The sequence below is a fragment of the Streptomyces sp. NPDC015220 genome, from assembly GCF_043079345.1.
In the GTDB taxonomy this organism is placed as follows: domain Bacteria; phylum Actinomycetota; class Actinomycetes; order Streptomycetales; family Streptomycetaceae; genus Streptomyces.
Genome location: NZ_JBIBUK010000023.1, coordinates 116,513 through 133,615 on the forward strand (window position 1 = coordinate 116,513; position 17,103 = coordinate 133,615).

The 17,103-nt window shown below is 70.5% G+C and carries 14 protein-coding genes, 1 rRNA gene and 1 riboswitch; of the genes, 3 read left to right on the plus strand and 12 right to left on the minus strand.

Annotation, left to right across the window (positions count from 1 at the left end):
- Positions 1–82: 82 nt before the first annotated feature.
- Together ACF061_RS32115 and ACF061_RS32120 are read left to right on the plus strand one after the other, a co-directional pair.
- Complete coding sequence (locus ACF061_RS32115; RefSeq protein ID WP_392270513.1) at positions 83–2,032, plus strand: amino acid transporter; 1,950 nt, start codon at positions 83–85, stop codon at positions 2,030–2,032.
- 120 nt (positions 2,033–2,152) lie between these two features.
- Positions 2,153–2,545, plus strand: a complete 393-nt coding sequence (locus tag ACF061_RS32120) for a molybdopterin-binding protein (RefSeq protein ID WP_392270514.1) — start codon at positions 2,153–2,155, stop codon at positions 2,543–2,545.
- A 186-nt stretch (positions 2,546–2,731) separates the two neighbouring features.
- On the opposite strand, the gene gcvP is transcribed toward ACF061_RS32120, so the two are convergent.
- Positions 2,732–5,617 carry an aminomethyl-transferring glycine dehydrogenase gene (gcvP, locus tag ACF061_RS32125; protein WP_392270515.1) on the minus strand — a complete coding sequence of 962 codons (2,886 nt, stop codon included), beginning with the start codon at positions 5,615–5,617 and terminating at the stop codon, positions 2,732–2,734.
- Positions 5,618–5,794: 177 nt separating this feature from the next.
- Positions 5,795–5,889: riboswitch (glycine riboswitch) on the minus strand.
- A 113-nt stretch (positions 5,890–6,002) separates the two neighbouring features.
- Here gcvP and ACF061_RS32130 point away from each other — a divergent pair.
- On the plus strand, positions 6,003–6,380 hold the full coding sequence (locus tag ACF061_RS32130) for a PRC-barrel domain-containing protein (RefSeq protein ID WP_392270516.1): 378 nt from the start codon (positions 6,003–6,005) through the stop codon (positions 6,378–6,380).
- A gap of 189 nt (positions 6,381–6,569) precedes the next feature.
- Here the strand turns inward: ACF061_RS32130 and ACF061_RS32135 are convergent, their stop codons facing one another.
- From ACF061_RS32135 to rrf, 11 genes are all read right to left on the minus strand, one after another.
- The gene (locus ACF061_RS32135; protein ID WP_392270517.1) at positions 6,570–7,958 is read right to left on the minus strand and encodes a DNA polymerase IV; all 1,389 of its coding nucleotides are present in this window, start codon (positions 7,956–7,958) and stop codon (positions 6,570–6,572) included.
- A 217-nt stretch (positions 7,959–8,175) separates the two neighbouring features.
- On the minus strand, positions 8,176–8,859 hold the full coding sequence (locus ACF061_RS32140) for a MerR family transcriptional regulator (protein WP_392270518.1): 684 nt from the start codon (positions 8,857–8,859) through the stop codon (positions 8,176–8,178).
- A 197-nt stretch (positions 8,860–9,056) separates the two neighbouring features.
- The gene (locus ACF061_RS32145; protein WP_003988851.1) at positions 9,057–9,530 is read right to left on the minus strand and encodes a bifunctional nuclease family protein; all 474 of its coding nucleotides are present in this window, start codon (positions 9,528–9,530) and stop codon (positions 9,057–9,059) included.
- Positions 9,531–9,626: 96 nt separating this feature from the next.
- Positions 9,627–10,364 (minus strand): MerR family transcriptional regulator, encoded by a 738-nt coding sequence (locus ACF061_RS32150; protein WP_392270519.1) that lies wholly within the window; start codon positions 10,362–10,364, stop codon positions 9,627–9,629.
- Between the two features lie 47 nt (positions 10,365–10,411).
- Complete coding sequence (locus ACF061_RS32155) at positions 10,412–11,296, minus strand: FHA domain-containing protein (protein WP_392270520.1); 885 nt, start codon at positions 11,294–11,296, stop codon at positions 10,412–10,414.
- Positions 11,297–11,426: 130 nt separating this feature from the next.
- Positions 11,427–12,263, minus strand: a complete 837-nt coding sequence (locus ACF061_RS32160; protein ID WP_392270521.1) for a DUF881 domain-containing protein — start codon at positions 12,261–12,263, stop codon at positions 11,427–11,429.
- Positions 12,264–12,268: 5 nt separating this feature from the next.
- Complete coding sequence (locus ACF061_RS32165; RefSeq protein ID WP_003988855.1) at positions 12,269–12,601, minus strand: small basic family protein; 333 nt, start codon at positions 12,599–12,601, stop codon at positions 12,269–12,271.
- Entirely contained in the window at positions 12,598–13,503 is a 906-nt protein-coding gene (locus tag ACF061_RS32170; protein ID WP_392270522.1) for a DUF881 domain-containing protein, read from the minus strand. Before ACF061_RS32170 ends, ACF061_RS32165 begins: the two co-directional genes overlap by 4 nt.
- A 98-nt stretch (positions 13,504–13,601) precedes the next feature.
- A complete protein-coding gene (locus tag ACF061_RS32175) occupies positions 13,602–16,097 on the minus strand; it encodes a sugar phosphate nucleotidyltransferase (protein ID WP_392270523.1) in 2,496 nt (831 codons plus the stop codon).
- A 114-nt stretch (positions 16,098–16,211) separates the two neighbouring features.
- Positions 16,212–16,820, minus strand: coding sequence for a CDP-alcohol phosphatidyltransferase family protein (locus ACF061_RS32180; protein ID WP_392270524.1), 609 nt, complete (start codon positions 16,818–16,820; stop codon positions 16,212–16,214).
- Between the two features lie 107 nt (positions 16,821–16,927).
- Positions 16,928–17,044 (minus strand): 5S ribosomal RNA (rrf, locus tag ACF061_RS32185).
- Between the last annotated feature and the right edge of the window lie 59 nt (positions 17,045–17,103).

A 17,103-nucleotide genomic window follows, 5' to 3' on the forward strand; every position in this document is an offset into this window, starting at 1 on the left:
GTCACTCTCCGCATACGCTGGCGCCCCCGTCCGCGAGATGGGCCGATCCACACGCACGAGCCGCACACCAGGAGCAGGGCCGATGGCCACCACCGAGCACCCTCCCAGCCGTCTGCGCGCCTGGATGCTGGAGGGCCTGTCCGACATGGGCAAGGGCGTGCAGCAGGCGCCGCACGCCGCGCCGGAGCCCCCGCACAAGGGACAGCGGTGGTGGCGGGTGATGTGCCTGACCGGTGTCGACTACTTCTCGACGCTCGGCTACCAGCCGGGCATCGCCGCCCTGGCCGCCGGTCTGCTGTCGCCGGTCGCCACGCTCGTCCTGGTCCTGGTCACCCTGGTGGGCGCGCTGCCGGTGTACCGCAGGGTGGCGGAGGAGAGCCCGCACGGCCAGGGCTCCATCGCCATGCTGGAGCGGCTGCTGTCGTTCTGGCAGGGCAAACTGTTCGTCCTGACCCTGCTCGGCTTCGCCGCCACCGACTTCCTCATCACCATCACCCTCTCGGCCGCCGACGCCTCGACCCACCTGGTGGAGAACCCGCACCTGACGAGCACGCTGCACGGCCACCAGATGCTGATCACCCTCATCCTGCTGGCGTTGCTCGGCGCGGTGTTCCTCAAGGGCTTCCTGGAGGCGATCGGCGTGGCGGTGGTGCTGGTCGCCGCCTATCTCGCCCTCAACGTCGTGGTCGTGATCGCCGGCCTGTGGCACGTCCTCACCGCGGGTCACCTGGTGACCGACTGGACCGGCGCCCTGACGACCCAGCACGGCAGCGTCTTCGCCATGGTCGGCGTGGCGCTGCTGGTCTTCCCCAAGCTCGCGCTGGGCCTGTCCGGCTTCGAGACCGGTGTCGCCGTCATGCCGCACGTGCAGGGCAGTCCGGGCGACACCGAGGAGCGGCCGGCCGGACGCATCCGGGACACCAAGAAGCTGCTCACCACGGCCGCGCTGATCATGAGCTGCTTCCTGATCGCCACCAGCTTCATCACGACCCTGCTGATCCCGGCGCCGGAGTTCCGGCCCGGCGGCAAGGCCAACGGGCGGGCGCTGGCCTATCTGGCGCACCACTACCTCGGCAACACGTTCGGCACGGTGTACGACATCTCGACCATCGCCATCCTCTGGTTCGCGGGAGCCTCCGCGATGGCCGGGCTGCTCAACCTGATGCCGCGCTACCTGCCCCGCTACGGCATGGCCCCGCACTGGGCCCGCGCGGTCCGGCCGATGGTCCTCGTCTTCACCCTGATCGGCTTCCTGGTCACCTGGATCTTCGACGCCAACGTCGACAAACAGGGTGGCGCGTACGCCACGGGCGTGCTGGTGCTGATCAGCTCCGCCGCGATCGCGGTGACGATCGCCGCCCACAAGGCCGGGCAGCGCAACTGGTGCGTCGCGTTCGCGGTGATCGCGACGGTGTTCCTCTACACGACGGTCGTCAACGTCATCGAGCGGCCCGACGGTGTGAAGATCGGCGCCTGCTTCATCGTCGGCATCATCCTGGTGTCGCTGCTGTCCCGGCTGGCCCGCGCCTTCGAACTGCGCGTCACCAGCGTGACGATGGACTCGATGGCGGAACGTTTCACCCGGGACATCGCCAGTCGCAGGATCCGGTTCATCGCCAACAAGCCTGGCCGCCGGGACAAGGCCGAGTACCACGACAAGATCGAGCAGATCCGCGCCGACAACGAGGTCCCGGAGACGGAGGACTTCGTCTTCGTCGAGGTGACGGTCACCGACCCCTCGGAGTTCGAGGCCGGCCTGACGGTGCGCGGCGAGGTCCTGCACGACCGCTACCGCGTCCTGACCCTGGAGTCCGCCGCGATCCCGAACGCGCTGGCCGCCCTCCTGCTGCACGTCCGCGACGTGACGGGCCGCACCCCGCACATCTACTTCGAGTGGACCGAGGGCAACCCGTTCCGCAACTTCCTGCGCTTCTTCCTCTTCGGTCAGGGCGAGGTGGCCCCGGTCACCCGCGAGGTACTGCGCGAGGCGGAACCGGACCGCGCCAAGCGCCCCCGCGTGCACACGGGCTGAGCCGCGGGCACGCGCCGCCGCCCCGCCGTCCGGTTCACCGGACCGGGGCATGCGGCCCGATCCCCGTCGCGGGGCGGGCGGGAGTTTGAGGACGGGGACCGGGGGCCTATCGTGACCGGCATGCAGTCCTACACCATCGGCCAGGCCGCCCGCCTGCTCGGCGTCAGCCCGGACACCGCGCGACGTTGGGCGGACGCGGGCCGGGTGAGCACCCACCGCGACGAGAGCGGCCGGCGGCTCATCGACGGACGGGACCTCGCCGCGTTCTCGGTGGAGCTGGCCGGCTCCGGCGGCGAGGAGGACCCCTCCTACACCTCGGTCCGCAACGCCTTCTCCGGAATCGTGACCGCCGTCAAGCTCGGCGACGTGGCGGCCCAGGTCGAGATCCAGGCCGGCCCGCACCGCCTCGTCTCGCTGCTGACCCGTGAGGCCGTGGAGGAGCTGGGCCTGGAGGTCGGCATGGAGGCCACCGCCCGCGTGAAGTCGACGAACGTGCACATCGACCGGGCGTGACCCGGCCGCGCCGCCCCGCACCGCGTACGACAGCCCGGCCGGGCCCGGCCGGGCTGTCGTACGCCTCCGGGCCGGGGCCGCCGCTGTGCCACGGCAGGGCCCCGGCCCGGCTCCCTACCGGAGCCGGGCCGGGGCCCACAGGCGGCAGAGCCGTGCCGCCACGCCGTCTTCCGCCGTCCGCGTCGCTCAGTCCTCGTAGGCGTCCAGCGGCGGGCAGGAGCAGACCAGGTTCCGGTCGCCGAACGCCTGGTCGATACGGCGCACCGGCGGCCAGTACTTGTCGGCGGCCGCGACACCGGCCGGGAAGACGGCCTCCGCCCGGCTGTACGCGTGCTTCCACTCCCCGCCGAGCGCGCCCGCGGTGTGCGGGGCGTTGCGCAGCGGGTTGTCCTCCGCGGGCCACTCGCCCGAGCCGACCTTCTCGATCTCGGCGCGGATCGCGATCATCGTGTCGCAGAACCGGTCGAGCTCGGCCAGGTCCTCCGACTCGGTCGGCTCGATCATCAGCGTGCCGGCCACCGGGAAGGACATCGTCGGCGCGTGGAAGCCGTAGTCGATCAGGCGCTTGGCGACGTCGTCCACGGTGACGCCGGTCGCCTTGGTGAGCGGGCGCAGGTCGATGATGCACTCGTGCGCCACCAGGCCGCCGGGGCCGGTGTAGAGCACCGGGTAGTGCGGCTCCAGGCGCTTGGCCACGTAGTTGGCGGACAGCACGGCCACCTGAGTGGCGCGCTTGAGGCCCTCGCCGCCCATCAGCCGGACGTACGCCCAGGAGATCGGCAGGATGCCGGCCGAGCCCCACGGCGCGGCCGAGACCGGCCCGACCCCGGTCTCCGGCCCGGCCTCCGGCTGCAGCGGGTGGTTGGGCAGGTAGGGCGCCAGGTGCGACCGTACGGCGACCGGGCCGACGCCGGGACCGCCACCGCCGTGCGGGATGCAGAACGTCTTGTGCAGGTTCAGGTGGGAGACGTCGCCGCCGAAGTGACCCGGCTTGGCGAGGCCGACCAGGGCGTTGAGGTTGGCGCCGTCGACGTACACCTGGCCGCCGGCCTCGTGGACCTGGGCGCAGATGTCGGCGACGTGCTCCTCGAACACACCGTGCGTGGACGGGTAGGTGATCATCAGCACGGCCAGCTCGGCACGGTGCTGCTCGATCTTCGCCCGCAGGTCCTCGACGTCGATCTCGCCGTCCTCGGCGGTCCTGACGACGACGACCTTCATGCCGGCCATCACGGCGCTGGCGGCGTTGGTGCCGTGCGCGGAGGACGGGATGAGGCACACGGTGCGCTGCTCGTCGCCGTTGGCGCGGTGGTAGCCGCGCACCGCGAGCAGACCGGCCAGCTCGCCCTGCGAACCGGCGTTCGGCTGGAGCGAGACCTTGTCGTAGCCGGTGACCTCGGCGAGCCGGTCCTCCAGCTCGTGGATGAGCGTGAGGTAGCCCCGCGCCTGCTCGGCGGGGGCGAAGGGGTGCATCTGCCCGAACTCCGGCCAGGTGACCGGCTCCATCTCCGTGGTCGCGTTGAGCTTCATGGTGCAGGAGCCCAGCGGGATCATGCCGCGGTCGAGCGCGTAGTCGCGGTCGGCGAGCCTGCGCAGGTAGCGCAGCATCGCGGTCTCGGAGCGGTGCTGGTGGAAGACGGGGTGGGTGAGGTAGGCGTCGTCGCGCAGCAGGGCCTCGGGCAGCGCCTCCGCGGCGGCGGAGTCCAGCGAGTCGATGTCACCGGTGACGCCGAAGGCGGACCACACGGCGCGCAGCTGTGCCCGTGCGGTGGTCTCGTCGCAGGCGATCGAGACGTGGTCGGCGTCGACGAGGCGCAGGTTGACGCCGGCCTCCCGGGCCGCGGCGACGACCTCGGCGGCCCGCCCCTCGGCCCTGACGGTCAGCGTGTCGAAGTACGCTCCGTGGACGACCTCGACACCGCCCGCCGTCAGCCCCTCGGCGAGGACCGTGGCGTAGCGGTGGGTGCGCCGGGCGATGGCCTTCAGGCCGTCCGGGCCGTGGTAGACGGCGTACATGCCGGCCATGACGGCGAGCAGCACCTGCGCGGTGCAGATATTGCTGGTGGCCTTCTCGCGGCGGATGTGCTGCTCGCGGGTCTGCAGGGCCAGGCGGTAGGCCTTGTTGCCGTCCGCGTCGACGGAGACGCCGACCAGGCGGCCGGGCAGGCTGCGGGCGAACTTCTCGTGCACCGCCATGTAGCCGGCGTGCGGCCCGCCGAAGCCCATCGGCACACCGAAGCGCTGGGTGGTGCCCACGGCGATGTCCGCGCCCAGTTCGCCGGGCGACTTCAGCAGGGTGAGCGCGAGCAGGTCGGCGGCGACGGTGACCAGGGCGCCCAGCTCGTGCGCCTGCTCGATGACGGGCCTCAGGTCGCGCACGGCGCCGGAGGCGCCCGGGTACTGCAGGAGCACACCGTTGATCTCGCGCTCGGCGATGTCGGCCGGGATGCCGTCGCCGAGGTCGGCGACGACGACCTCGACACCGGTCGGCTCGGCGCGGGTCTCGATGACCGCGATGGTCTGCGGCAGCGCGTCCGCGTCGACCAGGAACAGGCCCTTCTTGTTCTTGCCCATGCGCCGCGACAGCGCCATCGCCTCGGCGGCGGCGGTGCCCTCGTCGAGCAGGGAGGCGCCGGAGGTGGGCAGGCCGGTGAGGTCGGCGACCACGGTCTGGAAGTTCAGCAGCGCTTCGAGCCGGCCCTGCGAGATCTCGGGCTGGTACGGCGTGTAGGCCGTGTACCAGGCCGGGTTCTCCATGACGTTGCGCAGGATCACGGGCGGGGTGAACGTCCCGTAGTAGCCGAGCCCGATCATCGACGACAGCACCTGGTTGCGGTCGGCGAGGGCGCGCAGCTCGGCCAGCACCTCGGCCTCGGTGCGGGCGCCGGGGAGGTCGAGCGCGTCGGCGTTCTTGATCACATCCGGCACCGCGGCGGCGGTGAGCTCGTCGAGCGAGCCGTAGCCGACCTGCGCGAGCATCTTGGCCCGGGCCTCGTGGTCGGGGCCGATGTGACGCTGCTCGAAGGGAATGCCCTGTTCGAGTTCGGAGAGCGGGATGCGCTGGGCGGTCATTGCGGAGGCCTCCTGGTCTGACGCGACCTTCGAGGGACACCACGGCACGGGTGCCCCGACGGCCTCCCCCTCTGTCATCTCAACCTGAGAGCTTCACCGGACCCACCCGAGGGCGCCCGGTTTTCACCGTCGGTGAGAGCGGGCGCCGTCGACGCCCGCTCTGCTTTCCAGAGTGACCTCGTCCGTGCGGTACGTGGGCCTGAGAGATTCCGGGGAGGATTTGCTCCTTCGGCGCCTCCGGTGTTGCTGGAGGACTCTCCCGCACGGGGTCAGCAGCCGCGTTCAGCCTACCAGCGGGGCGGAGACCCGGGCCTTCGAGTGGCCGCCACGCCGAATGTGCTCTTTCGTAGTGCTTACGGATGAGTTGCGACCATGTGGAGGGCCTGTGCAGACCGAGATCGATCCACGCAACCTGATCGGCCGCAAGGCGTTCGACCGCAACGGCACCAAGATCGGCACGGTGGACGAGGTCTACCTCGACGACGCGACCGGTGTCGCGGAATGGGCGGCCATACGCACCGGTCTGTTCTCCCGGGACGCCTTCGTGCCCCTGGAGCCCAGCGAACTGGTCGAGGGCGTTCTGCGCGTCCCCTTCGACCGGGCCCTGATCAAGGACGCCCCCGACTTCGGCGTCGGCCGGCACCTCTCCCCCGAACAGGAACTGCAGCTCTACCACCACTACGGTCTCGACCTGGCCCCTCCCCCCGCACTCCCGGACCACGACTTCGGCAAACTGGCGGGCTCGGGAACGGAGGACGCCTGACCACCGCCCCGCACCGCATCGCACCGGCCCGCCCCGGGCACCCTCGCCGACTCATCCACCGCCGCCCGCCGCGCCCCGAGCCCGGCGGTCCCCGTCACATACCGGTCACCCGCCTCGGCACCACCGACTCACCCACAACAGCCGGGGCGGTGACCCGGCCGGCCCGACAGGGCCGCCGAGCGACGCCCCTCACAGCACGGGCTCCGCGCCCGTCGCCGCGGTGGACGTGCCCGCGGCCCCGTCGGGTCTCGGCGACACCAGCGGCAGCGGGTCCGCCGGCTCCAACTCCGGGTCGTCGACCCGGAACGTCCGCACCCGTCCCGGCTCCGAGAGAGGGGTCTCGAAACGCACGGTGACCCGGCCCAGGCCGCTGCCCTGCACCCAGCCGTGCCCGTACTCGGCGTGCCGCACGTCGTGGCCCGCGGGCCAGTGCCGCTCGGCGCCCGCCGGCCGCTCCTCGGCCGGTTCGTCCGCCGGCTGCTCCACCGGCCCCTCCGGCTCCGCTCCGGCGGCCTGTGCGAACAGGTCCTCCTGGGTGTAGTCGGCGAGCCCGGTCACGCCCACGCCGAGCAGCCGGACTCCGCCGGTGGTGTCCACGGAGTCCAGCAGACGGGCCGCCGCCTCCCGCACGACCGCCGGGTCGTCGGTGGGCCCGCGCAGCGTCTCGGACCTCGTCAGGGTGGAGAAGTCGTACCGCCGCACCTTGAGCACGATGGTCCGGCCCGACAGTCCGGAACCGCGCAGCCGCTGCACGCACCGGTCGGCGAGCCGGCGCACCTCCAGGCCCACCCGCAGCCGGTCGTGGATGTCCACGTCATAGGTGTCCTCCACCGACACCGACTTGGCCTCGCGCTCGGCGACCACCGGCCGCTCGTCGTGCGCCAGCGCCATCGCGTGCAGCGCCTGCCCGTGCGCCTTGCCCAGCAGCCGTACGAGTTCGTCCTCGCCCGCCTCGGCGAGTTCGTCGACGGTGTGGATCCCGGCCCGCCGGAGGTGGTCGCCCGTGGCCGGCCCCACACCGGGCAGGGTCCGCACCGGCATGGGCCCCAGCAGGCTCCGCTCGGTGCCGGGCTCTATGAGCACCAGCCCGTCGGGCTTGGCCTGCTCGGAGCCGATCTTCGCCAGCATCTTGGAGGCGGCCAGTCCGACGGAGCCCGTCAGACCGGTGACGGCCCGGATGTCGGCGCGCAGCCTCGTTGCCACCAGCCGGGCCGAGTCCGCGTCGCGGGCCGCTCCCCCGGCCACGAGGTCCACGAACGCCTCGTCCAGGCTCAGCGGCTCCACGAGCGGCGAGAGGGCCCGCAGCAGGCCCATCACCTGTTCGCTGACGGCCCGGTAGAGCCCGAACCGCGGCACCAGGTAGGCGGCGTTCGGCGCCAGCCGCCGCGCCTGCGCCATGGGCATCGCCGAGTGGACGCCGAAGACCCGTGCCTCGTACGACGCGGTGGCGACCACCCCGCGCGGTCCGAGACCGCCCACGACGACGGCCTTCCCGCGCAGGCTCGGCTTGGACGCCTGCTCCACCGAGGCGTAGAAGGCGTCCATGTCGAGATGCAGGATCGTGGGCGTGGTTCTCACATCTCCGATGCTGCACCACACCACTGACAAAGCCCCGCGGGGAGGCGGCATGGCGGGAACGGCGCCTCCGCCGGAGCCGGGCCGGTTCCGGTGGGAGCCGCCGGCGCGGTTCCCCGGCCGCCGCGTCCGGCGGGCGGTCACTGCGCCGGTCGGCGCGGTGCCCCACCGGAGGCGGCCGCCGTGTCCCGCCGTGCGGCGGTCGCGGCTTCGCGGCCGGTCAGACCGCCCGGTTGCGGCGTCGGGCCAGTTCGTCGCCCGGGTTGTGGCCGACCAGGGTCTCCCCGGTGTCGACGCGCTCCCCGTGCAGCTGGGACAGGGCGCTCTCCACGTCGCGCCACACCACGCCGACGGCGATGCCGAAGATGCCCTGGCCGCCCTGGAGGAGCGCGTGGACCTCGTCGGGCGAGGTGCACTCGTAGACCGTCGCCCCGTCGCTCATCAGCGTCACCCGCTCCAGGTCGCGGAACCCGCGCTCGCGCAGGTGCCGCACGGCGGTACGGATGTTCTGCAGCGACACACCCGTGTCCAGGAACCGCTTGACGATCTTCAGGACGACGACGTCGCGGAAGCTGTACAACCGCTGCGTGCCGGAGCCGTGCGCGGGACGCACGCTCGGCTCGACCAGGCCGGTGCGCGCCCAGTAGTCCAGTTGCCGGTAGGTGATGCCGGCGGCCGCACAGGCCGTCGGACCGCGATAGCCGATCTCCTCGGACACCATGGACGCCGCCCCTTTGCTGCTCGGCACGGCCGACGGCCACTGCGGGGCGCGGTCGGCCGCTCCGACATGGTGGGAGTACCCGCTGCTCGGACGGGGCCGAGAGCCCTGGGGAGGATACGGACCGCTCCCCCCGGCACCGCGTCCGGGGGCACCCCCAGCCGTACCGTCGCCGCTGCTTCTCACGCCGACCTCCGTCCTTGAACTGCCTCCTCGACGGTAGGCAGTCGCCAGGGGTGCGTCAACGATCGCCACACTCGCCACGCCGAGTGATAATCACCCTAAGAGTGGTTTCCCGTGCCCCACCGCGGGGAAAGGCTAGCCGAATGCCCTCGTGGGAAGCCTGTGGGCGCCCTCGGCGGCCGGCGGCGCGTGCCGGCGGGTCACTGGCTGCTGCTGCCGAAGTCCTCCGGCGAGATCTGGTCGAGGAACTCGCGGAACTTCTCCACCTCGTCCTCCTGCTCGTCCGGGATCGCGATGCCGGCGTCGTCGAGCACCGTGTCGCTGCCGTAGATCGGCGTCCCGGTGCGCAGGGCCAGCGCTATGGCATCGGACGGGCGGGCGCTCACCTCGACCCCGCTCGCGAAGACCAGCTCCGCGTAGAAGACGCCCTCACGGAGGTCCGTGATGCGCACTTCGGTGAGCTCCTGGCCGACGGCCTCCAGCACGTCCTTGAACAGGTCGTGGGTCAGCGGCCGTGCGGGGGCCATGCCCTGCTGGGCGAAGGCGATCGCCGTCGCCTCCCCGGGCCCGATCCAGATGGGGAGGTAACGGTCGCCTCCCACTTCACGCAGGAGCACGATCGGTTGGTTGGAGGGCATCTCGACCCGGACACCTACGACATCGAGCTCGTTCACATTGCAACCCTAGGCCGTGCCCGGGACGTTTGGGTAGTCGGGCCGGGATCGGGCCAGGATTCAGGAGGCGATCCGGCCTCGGCGGCGGCCGTCCGCTCAGGGCAGCCGCACCCCGAGGGCGGTCTGCACCAGCGCCGCGTGCAGTTTCACCGTGAGCGCCGCCAGCTCCTTCGTACGGGCCTGTGCGTGGACCCTGGTCTGCGGGTTGCGGTGGCGCCTGAGCGGGGCCACCACCTGGTCCACCAGCCCCGCCTCACGGTCGGCGGCCGCCTTCATCACCCGCAGGTGACGAGGCTCGATCCCGAACCGTCCCAGCTCCCGGACGAGCGAGGCCACGGTCACCGCCTCGGCGTCGTACGCCCCGTCCTCCAGCGGAGTGACCAGCCCGTACGACTCCCACTCCCGCAGGTCCGCCTCGTCGATCCCGGCGGCGGCGAGCAGCTCGGCCCGTCCGATCCTGGCCGCCGTGGGCGCCTCGACAGGCACCGGAAGGCCTTCGCCGTCGCGCTGCCGGCCGAGCACCGGCAGCTGAACGGCCTCGCCGCGCTCCACCGCGTCCAGGTACTCGCGGATCACCTTCAGCGGCAGATAGTGGTCCCGCTGCATCCTCAGCACCCGGGCCAGGCGCTCGACGTCGTCCGCGGTGAACTTCCGGTACCCCGAAGGCGTGCGGCGAGGCTCGACGAGCCCCTCCGACTCCAGGAAGCGGATCTTGGAGATGGTGACCTCGGGGAACTCGTCACGCAGCGCGTTCAGCACCGTGCCGATGCTCATCAGCCCACTGTCCGCGGCGGCGGTGCCGTGCCCGGTACCGCCGCTCGGTGTTTGAAGCATGGACCTTCCCTGGTGGTCCCCTCCGGACGGGGTCCGGAGGGGGTGGGTCAGTAGCCCTGCCGGCTCGAGTAGAAGACCAGCCGGTACTTGCCGATCTGCACCTCGTCACCGTTGGACAGCGCGACCTGGTCGACCGGCTCCCGGTTGACGTAGGTGCCGTTCAGGCTGCCGACGTCGGCGACCGTGAACGAGCCGTCCGGGCTGCGCCGGAACTCCACGTGCCGGCGCGAGACCGTCACGTCGTCCAGGAAGATGTCGCTCTGCGGGTGACGCCCGGCCGTGGTCAGCTCGCCGTCCAGCAGGAAGCGGCTGCCGGAGTTGGGACCGCGGCGCACCACCAGCAGGGCGGAACCGAGCGGCAGCGCGTCGACGGCCGCCTGGGCCTCCGGGGAGAGCATCGGCGTCTGGCCGGTGGCCTCGGCGTCGTACGCCTCCAGACCGGAGATGGAGATCGTGGACGTCGTCTCCGACGCCCGCTCCGGCACCGCACCGGGCCGCAGCGGCGCACCGCAGTTGGAGCAGAAGCGGCTGTTCTCGCCGTTGCGGTTCCCGCACCTCGAACACACCAGGGCCGACATGGACGGATCCTCCTGCCGCGGCTGCCCCGCCGGGGCATTGGACGCGTACGGGCCGCCGGCGAACCCTCCGCCCGTACCTGAGGTCGACGGTTGGCCGAAACCTATGCCCCCCGACTGGGCGGGGTCACCGGACGGCACGCCGTGACCACCGGAAACGTCGCCGCCCTGACCGGCGACCTGGTCCCGGAACAGCGGACGCCGGCCTTCCGCGTCGGGCTGTGCGCGATGACGGGCAGTGGCGTTTTCGTTGCCCTCTCGCGCGCTCTTGCCGAACAACTTCGCAAACAACTTCACGGGCGATTCCCCTTGACCGAAACAGACCCGCCCGTGGGGCAGGACGAACCCTGACTGCATACACCGGTCGACCCGGACATCCTCACAACGTCCGTATCCACCAGACAGTTTCCACCACGCACCACCCAATCGGTGCGCCGACCCCCCGCAACCTCATGCCCCTGCCGGACGGCCGCCATGCGCCCCCGGTTCACCGCGAGGACGACCGAGCGTAGTCAGGCTGCTTCGCCGCCCGCAAGGCGTCCACGACGATCTTGTCGGACCGCTCCACGGCGACGGTGGCCTGCTCCTTCTCCAGAGTCTGCACCACGCCCCCGGGAATGTTGAGCGCCGGTTCGAGATCCTGCGGCTTGCCGATGACCTTGAAACGATACGGCGCGTTGATCTTGTTCCCGTCGACGTCCACGCTCTTGCCGGAGTCTGTCAGATACGTGCCCGCGACCACTCGCACGCCGTTGACCTGGATCGCCTCGGCGCCGGCCGCGCGCAGCTCCTGTATCGCGTCGAGCAGCATGTCCGCCTGAACCGTCCCCTTCGTGTCCTCGATCGTCATCGTGATGCCGGGTCCCTGAGCCGCCACCGTGCCCGCCAGAATGCCGAGTTGCCTTTCCTTCTCGACCGTCTGCTTGCGAGCCTCCTCGGCCTGGTCCGAGCTGTTCTCCAGCTCCTGACGCTGCTTGTCGAGACCTTGCTTCTCGTCCTCAAGACGCTGAGTACGGTTGTCCAGTTCATCGAGGATGCGAACAAGATCTTCCTGGCGCGCGCCGCGCAGCGCGCTGTCGCTGTCGCTGTTGGACGCGACCTGGATCGCGAGACCGAAGCCCAGGCCGAACAGCAGCAGTGCGACGACGAGTTGGGCCCGGGTGAAGCGTGGCGGCCACAGCCCGTTGGCCAGCCGCTGACGGCCGGTCAGTTGCGGCGCGGACGCCTCCTCGGCAGGCTTGACACCCCCGGGGACCTGCGCCGGCACCTCGGCGGGCAGCTCCCTGCGGAGCCTGTTCTCCGGCAGTTCGTCCTGGTGGGTCATCGGTCTCACGCCCGGAACACGTGCCGTCGGATCGCGGCGGCGTTGGAGAAGATGCGGATGCCGAGGACGACCACGACACCGGTGGACAGCTGGGCGCCCACGCCCAACTTGTCGCCCAGGAACACGATCAGCGCGGCGACGACCACGTTCGACAGGAACGAGACCACGAAGACCTTGTCGTCGAAGATGCCGTCGAGCATGGCCCGCAGCCCGCCGAACACGGCGTCCAGCGCCGCGACGACGGCAATCGGCAGATAAGGCTCGACGACCGCCGGAACCTCCGGCCGGACCAACAGTCCGGCCACGACTCCCACGACGAGGCCCAGTACGGCGATCACGATGTGCCCTTCTCAGTGCTCGGCTGTGCGGTTCGTACGATCACGCTCGGTGCGGCCGGCAGCCGGAGGTCGCTCTCCGCGGAGATGCTGGTCCGGATGCCGTAGTTGTCCTGGAGGGCACGCAGATACAGCCCGTCGGGGCTGTTCCGGAACCGGGTGCTCAGCCGTTGCCCGTCCCCCACCGCGAGCACCGTGTACGGCGGCACCAGCGGCTTGTTGTCGACCAGTATGGCGTCACCTGCGGCCCTGATCGCCGACAGGGCGGTCAGCCGCTGTCCGTTGACGGAGACGGCCTCGGCCCCGGACTGCCACAGCCCGTTGACCACGCGCTGCATGTCCCGGTCACGCACCCGGCCGGTGTCGGAGAAACCCGACGTCTCGCGCGGGTTGCCGTTGCCCCCGGTGCCGGCTTCCTTGGCGTCGTTCACGACGAGTCGTACACCGGGGCCGTGCACCTCGGTGGCGCCCGCCAGGGTGCCCACCAGTTCGGCCTGGGCGTTGCCCCCGCTCTGCCTGAGCGCCAGGCGCTGGCGCGCGTTTACGTCGTCGCGGAGTTCGTCGACGTTCCTCTCGAGTCTGTCCGCCGCCGCCGTCTCGCGGTCGATGCGGTCGATCAGCTCCTGCCGCTCCTTGGCGACGACCGGGGCGGCCACACGCGCCTGGGCAGCGCCCACGGTCACCACGAGGGCCGCCAGAACCAGACCGGCGGCCAGCCCCAGCCGCGCCCGGAGGGTCTTCGGCAGACCACCCTCGCCCGCGGCCTTCTTCCGGGCGGCGGCCTCGGCGTAGCCGTCGTCGAGGCTGTGGTCCATGACGTTGGTGATCAACGACATGGAGGCGTCCGGACGGAAGGGCCGCGCGGGGGTGCTCCGAATGGGGGGTTGCTGCGGCATGCCGCACATCGTCGCACGTCGCGGCCGAGACCTCCCAATGGCCCCACCGGCGTGCCGGACAGGCCCCCTTGGGGACACTTGTCCGGCACGCACGCGTGCTGTCCGATTTACCGCCCGGCGCTGTCCACCACCGCGGACCACTCGTCGAGCAAGGCCTGCGCGGAGGCGTCGTCGGGGCCCTCCGCCCACAGATGGGTGACCGCCTCGGCCGGGTCGGGCAGGACCATGACCCAGCGGCCGTCGGCCTCCACGACCCGCACGCCGTCCGTGGTGTCGACGAAGCGGTCTCCGGCCGCCTCCACGACCCGGCGCATCACCAGCCCCTTGACGGCCCACGGAGTGGCCAGGTCCCGCTTGAGGACGTGCGCCCGCGGGATCCGGGCGTCGATCTGGCTGAGCGTGAGCTGCGTCCGGGCCACCAGCCCGATGAGCCGCACGAAGGCCGCCGTGCCGTCGTAGACGCTGCTGAACTCCGGGACGATGAAGCCGCCCTTGCCGTCACCGCCGAAGATGGTGCCCTCCTGGCCACCGACCCGCGTGAGGTCGTCGGGGGACGTCGTCGTCCACTCGACCTGCGTGCCGTGGTAGGCCGCCACCTGTTCGGCGATGCGGGTGGTGGTCACCGGGAGCGCCACCCGTCCGCTCCGCCGCTCCGCGGCCACCAGGTCCAGCATCACCAGCAGGGCCCGGTCGTCCTCGATGATGCGGCCCTTCTCGTCGACGAGCGACAGCCGCTCGCCCACCGGGTCGAACCGTACGCCGAACGCGGCGCCGGAGGACGCGACGATCTCCCCGAGGCGCATCAGCCCCGACCGGCGCATCTCCTCGGTCTCCGTGGGCCGGGACTCGTCGAGACCGGGATTGATGGTGAGGGAGTCGACGCCGAGCTTACCCAGCAGACTGGGCAGGACGAGGCCCGAGCTGCCGTTGGAGGCGTCCACCACGACCTTGAGGCCCGACTCGGCGATTCCCGACGTGTCGACGTCGCGCAGCAGCGAACCGGTGTACGAGTCGAAGACGCTGGACGGGAAGTACAGGTCGCCGATCTCGCCCGGGAACGCCCGCCGGTACTCCTGGCGTGCGAAGACCCGGTCCAGCTTGCGCTGGCTGCCCTGCGACAGGTCGGCGCCCTGGCCGTCGAAGAACATGATGTCGACGGAGTCCGGCACGCCGGGCGTGGTCCGGATCATGATGCCGCCGGCGCTGCCGCGCGCGGTCTGCTGCCTCGCCACGGGCAGCGGCACGTTCTCCAGATCCCGTACGTCGATGGCGCTGGCCTGGAGCGCCGAGATCACCGCACGCTTGAGAGCGCGCGCACCCCGGGAGTGGTCGCGGGCGGTGGTGACGGTGGAGCCCTTCTTCAGCGTCGTCGCATAGGCGCCGGCGAGCCGTACGGCGAGTTCCGGAGTGATCTCCACGTTCAGGACTCCGGAGACCCCGCGGGCGCCGAAGAGGTGCGCCTGGCCTCTGGACTCCCAGATCACCGAGGTGTTGACGAAGGCGCCTGCCTCGATGGTCTTGAACGGGTAGACGCGCACATTGCCCTGGACGATCGATTCCTCGCCGATCAGGCACTCGTCGCCGATGACGGCGCCGTCCTCGATCCGCGCCGCGCGCATGATGTCGGTGTTCTTGCCGACGACGCAGCCGCGCAGGTTGCTGTGCTGCCCGATGTACACGTTGTCGTGCACGACGGCCTTGTGCAGGAAGGCGCCGCTCTTGACGACGACGTTCGAGCCGACGACGGTGTGCTCGCGTATCTCGGCGCCGGCCTCGACCTTGGCGTAGTCGCCGATGTAGAGCGGTCCGCGCAGGACGGCGTCCGGGTGCACCTCGGCTCCCTCGGCCACCCAGACGCCCGGGGAGATCTCGAAGCCGTCGATGTCGACGTCCACCTTGCCCTCGAGGACGTCCGCCTGGGCCTTCACATAGCTCTCGTGGGTGCCGACGTCCTCCCAGTAGCCCTCGGCGACGTAGCCGTAGATCGGCTTGCCTTCCTTCATCAGCTGGGGGAAGACGTCACCGGACCAGTCGACCGGTACATCGGCCTCGACGTAGTTGAAGACCTCCGGCTCCATCACGTAGATGCCGGTGTTCACGGTGTCGGAGAAGACCTGGCCCCAGGTCGGCTTCTCGAGGAAGCGCTCGACCTTGCCCTCCTCGTCGACGATGGTGATGCCGAATTCCAGGGGATTGGGCACGCGCGTGAGACACACGGTCACCATCGCGCCCTTTTCCTTGTGGAACCGGATCAGGTCGGTGAGGTCGAAGTCGGTCAGGGCATCACCGGAAATCACCAGGAAGGCGTCGTCCTTCAACGCCTCCTCGGCGTTCTTGACGCTTCCGGCAGTACCGAGTGGCTTCTCCTCGTTGGCATAGCTGAGCTCCATACCGAGCTCTTCACCGTCACCGAAGTAGTTCTTGACCAGCGAAGCCAGGAACTGCACGGTGACGACTGTCTCGTTCAGCCCATGCCTTTTGAGCAGCCGCAGAACGTGCTCCATGATGGGCCGGTTGGCCACCGGCAGGAGCGGCTTGGGCATGCTCGAGGTCATCGGTCGAAGGCGTGTGCCTTCGCCTCCGGCCATCACGACGGCCTTCATGTCGGAAGCGTCCTCCTCCAGAGACGACGATCTAACCGACTTCACCCGTCATGATTGTCCCGCACTTTTCCGAAGCGGGCCATCGGAGCCACTCGGGTACCGGAATGGGCGGGATCAGTCGGCCATGGCGTCCGCCCGGACCAGTCGGCGGACCTGCACCACGTAGAGGACTCCTGCCCACCAATACAGGGTTGTACCCCACCCGGCGAACGCCCATCCGAAAATGGCAGCAAGTGACGGGATCCATCCGCTTCCGTCACTGAGCAGAAGCAACGGGAAGGCGTACATGAGGTTGAACGTCGCGGCTTTCCCGAGGAAGTTCACCTGCGGCGGCGGGTAGCCGTGCCGCCTGAGGACGCCCACGGCGATCAGCAGCATCAATTCCCGCGCCAGGAGGGCCGCGGTCAGCCATACCGGCAGGATCTCGCGCCAGGTGAGCCCGACCAGCGTGGAGAGGACGTAGAGGCGGTCGGCCGCCGGGTCGAGGAGCCGGCCCAGGCTGCTGACCTGGTTCCAGCGTCGCGCGAGCTTGCCGTCCAGGTAGTCGCTGACTCCGCTCAGCGCGAGGACCAGCAGAGCCCAGCCGTCGCTCTTGGGGCCGCCGAACTCCGGCCTGAGGATCAGCCACAGGAAGAGGGGCACGCCGACGAGCCGTGCCATGCTGAGGATGTTCGGGATGGTGAGGACTCGGTCCGTCTGGACGCGGGTCTCCTGGACCTCCACCCGGGGGCCTCCTGGAAAAAGTGCCTACGATGCTTCCCGACTTTACCCCAACGCAAAAAAGCTCTGGCTCTTGGGCTGTCTGCCCAAGAGCCAGAGCTCTAAAAGGAGTTCGGCGGTGTCCTACTCTCCCACAGGGTCCCCCCTGCAGTACCATCGGCGCTGTGAGGCTTAGCTTCCGGGTTCGGAAAGTAACCGGGCGTTTCCCTCACGCTATGACCACCGAAACACTATGAAACTGACAACCGGAGCCGCAGCAAGGCTACGACGGTTGTTCGTGGTTTCA

What these genes read in the sequence shown, in the direction of transcription:
- ACF061_RS32115 (WP_392270513.1), top strand. Translation starts at nt 83, where the DNA reads ATGGCCACCACCGAGCACCCTCCCAGCCGTCTGCGCGCCTGGATGCTG.
- ACF061_RS32120 (WP_392270514.1), top strand. Translation starts at nt 2,153, where the DNA reads ATGCAGTCCTACACCATCGGCCAGGCCGCCCGCCTGCTCGGCGTCAGC.
- gcvP (WP_392270515.1), bottom strand. Translation starts at nt 5,617, where the DNA reads ATGACCGCCCAGCGCATCCCGCTCTCCGAACTCGAACAGGGCATTCCC.
- ACF061_RS32150 (WP_392270519.1), bottom strand. Translation starts at nt 10,364, where the DNA reads ATGCTTCAAACACCGAGCGGCGGTACCGGGCACGGCACCGCCGCCGCG.
- ACF061_RS32155 (WP_392270520.1), bottom strand. Translation starts at nt 11,296, where the DNA reads ATGCAGTCAGGGTTCGTCCTGCCCCACGGGCGGGTCTGTTTCGGTCAA.
- ACF061_RS32160 (WP_392270521.1), bottom strand. Translation starts at nt 12,263, where the DNA reads ATGACCCACCAGGACGAACTGCCGGAGAACAGGCTCCGCAGGGAGCTG.
- ACF061_RS32170 (WP_392270522.1), bottom strand. Translation starts at nt 13,503, where the DNA reads ATGTGCGGCATGCCGCAGCAACCCCCCATTCGGAGCACCCCCGCGCGG.
- ACF061_RS32175 (WP_392270523.1), bottom strand. Translation starts at nt 16,097, where the DNA reads ATGAAGGCCGTCGTGATGGCCGGAGGCGAAGGCACACGCCTTCGACCG.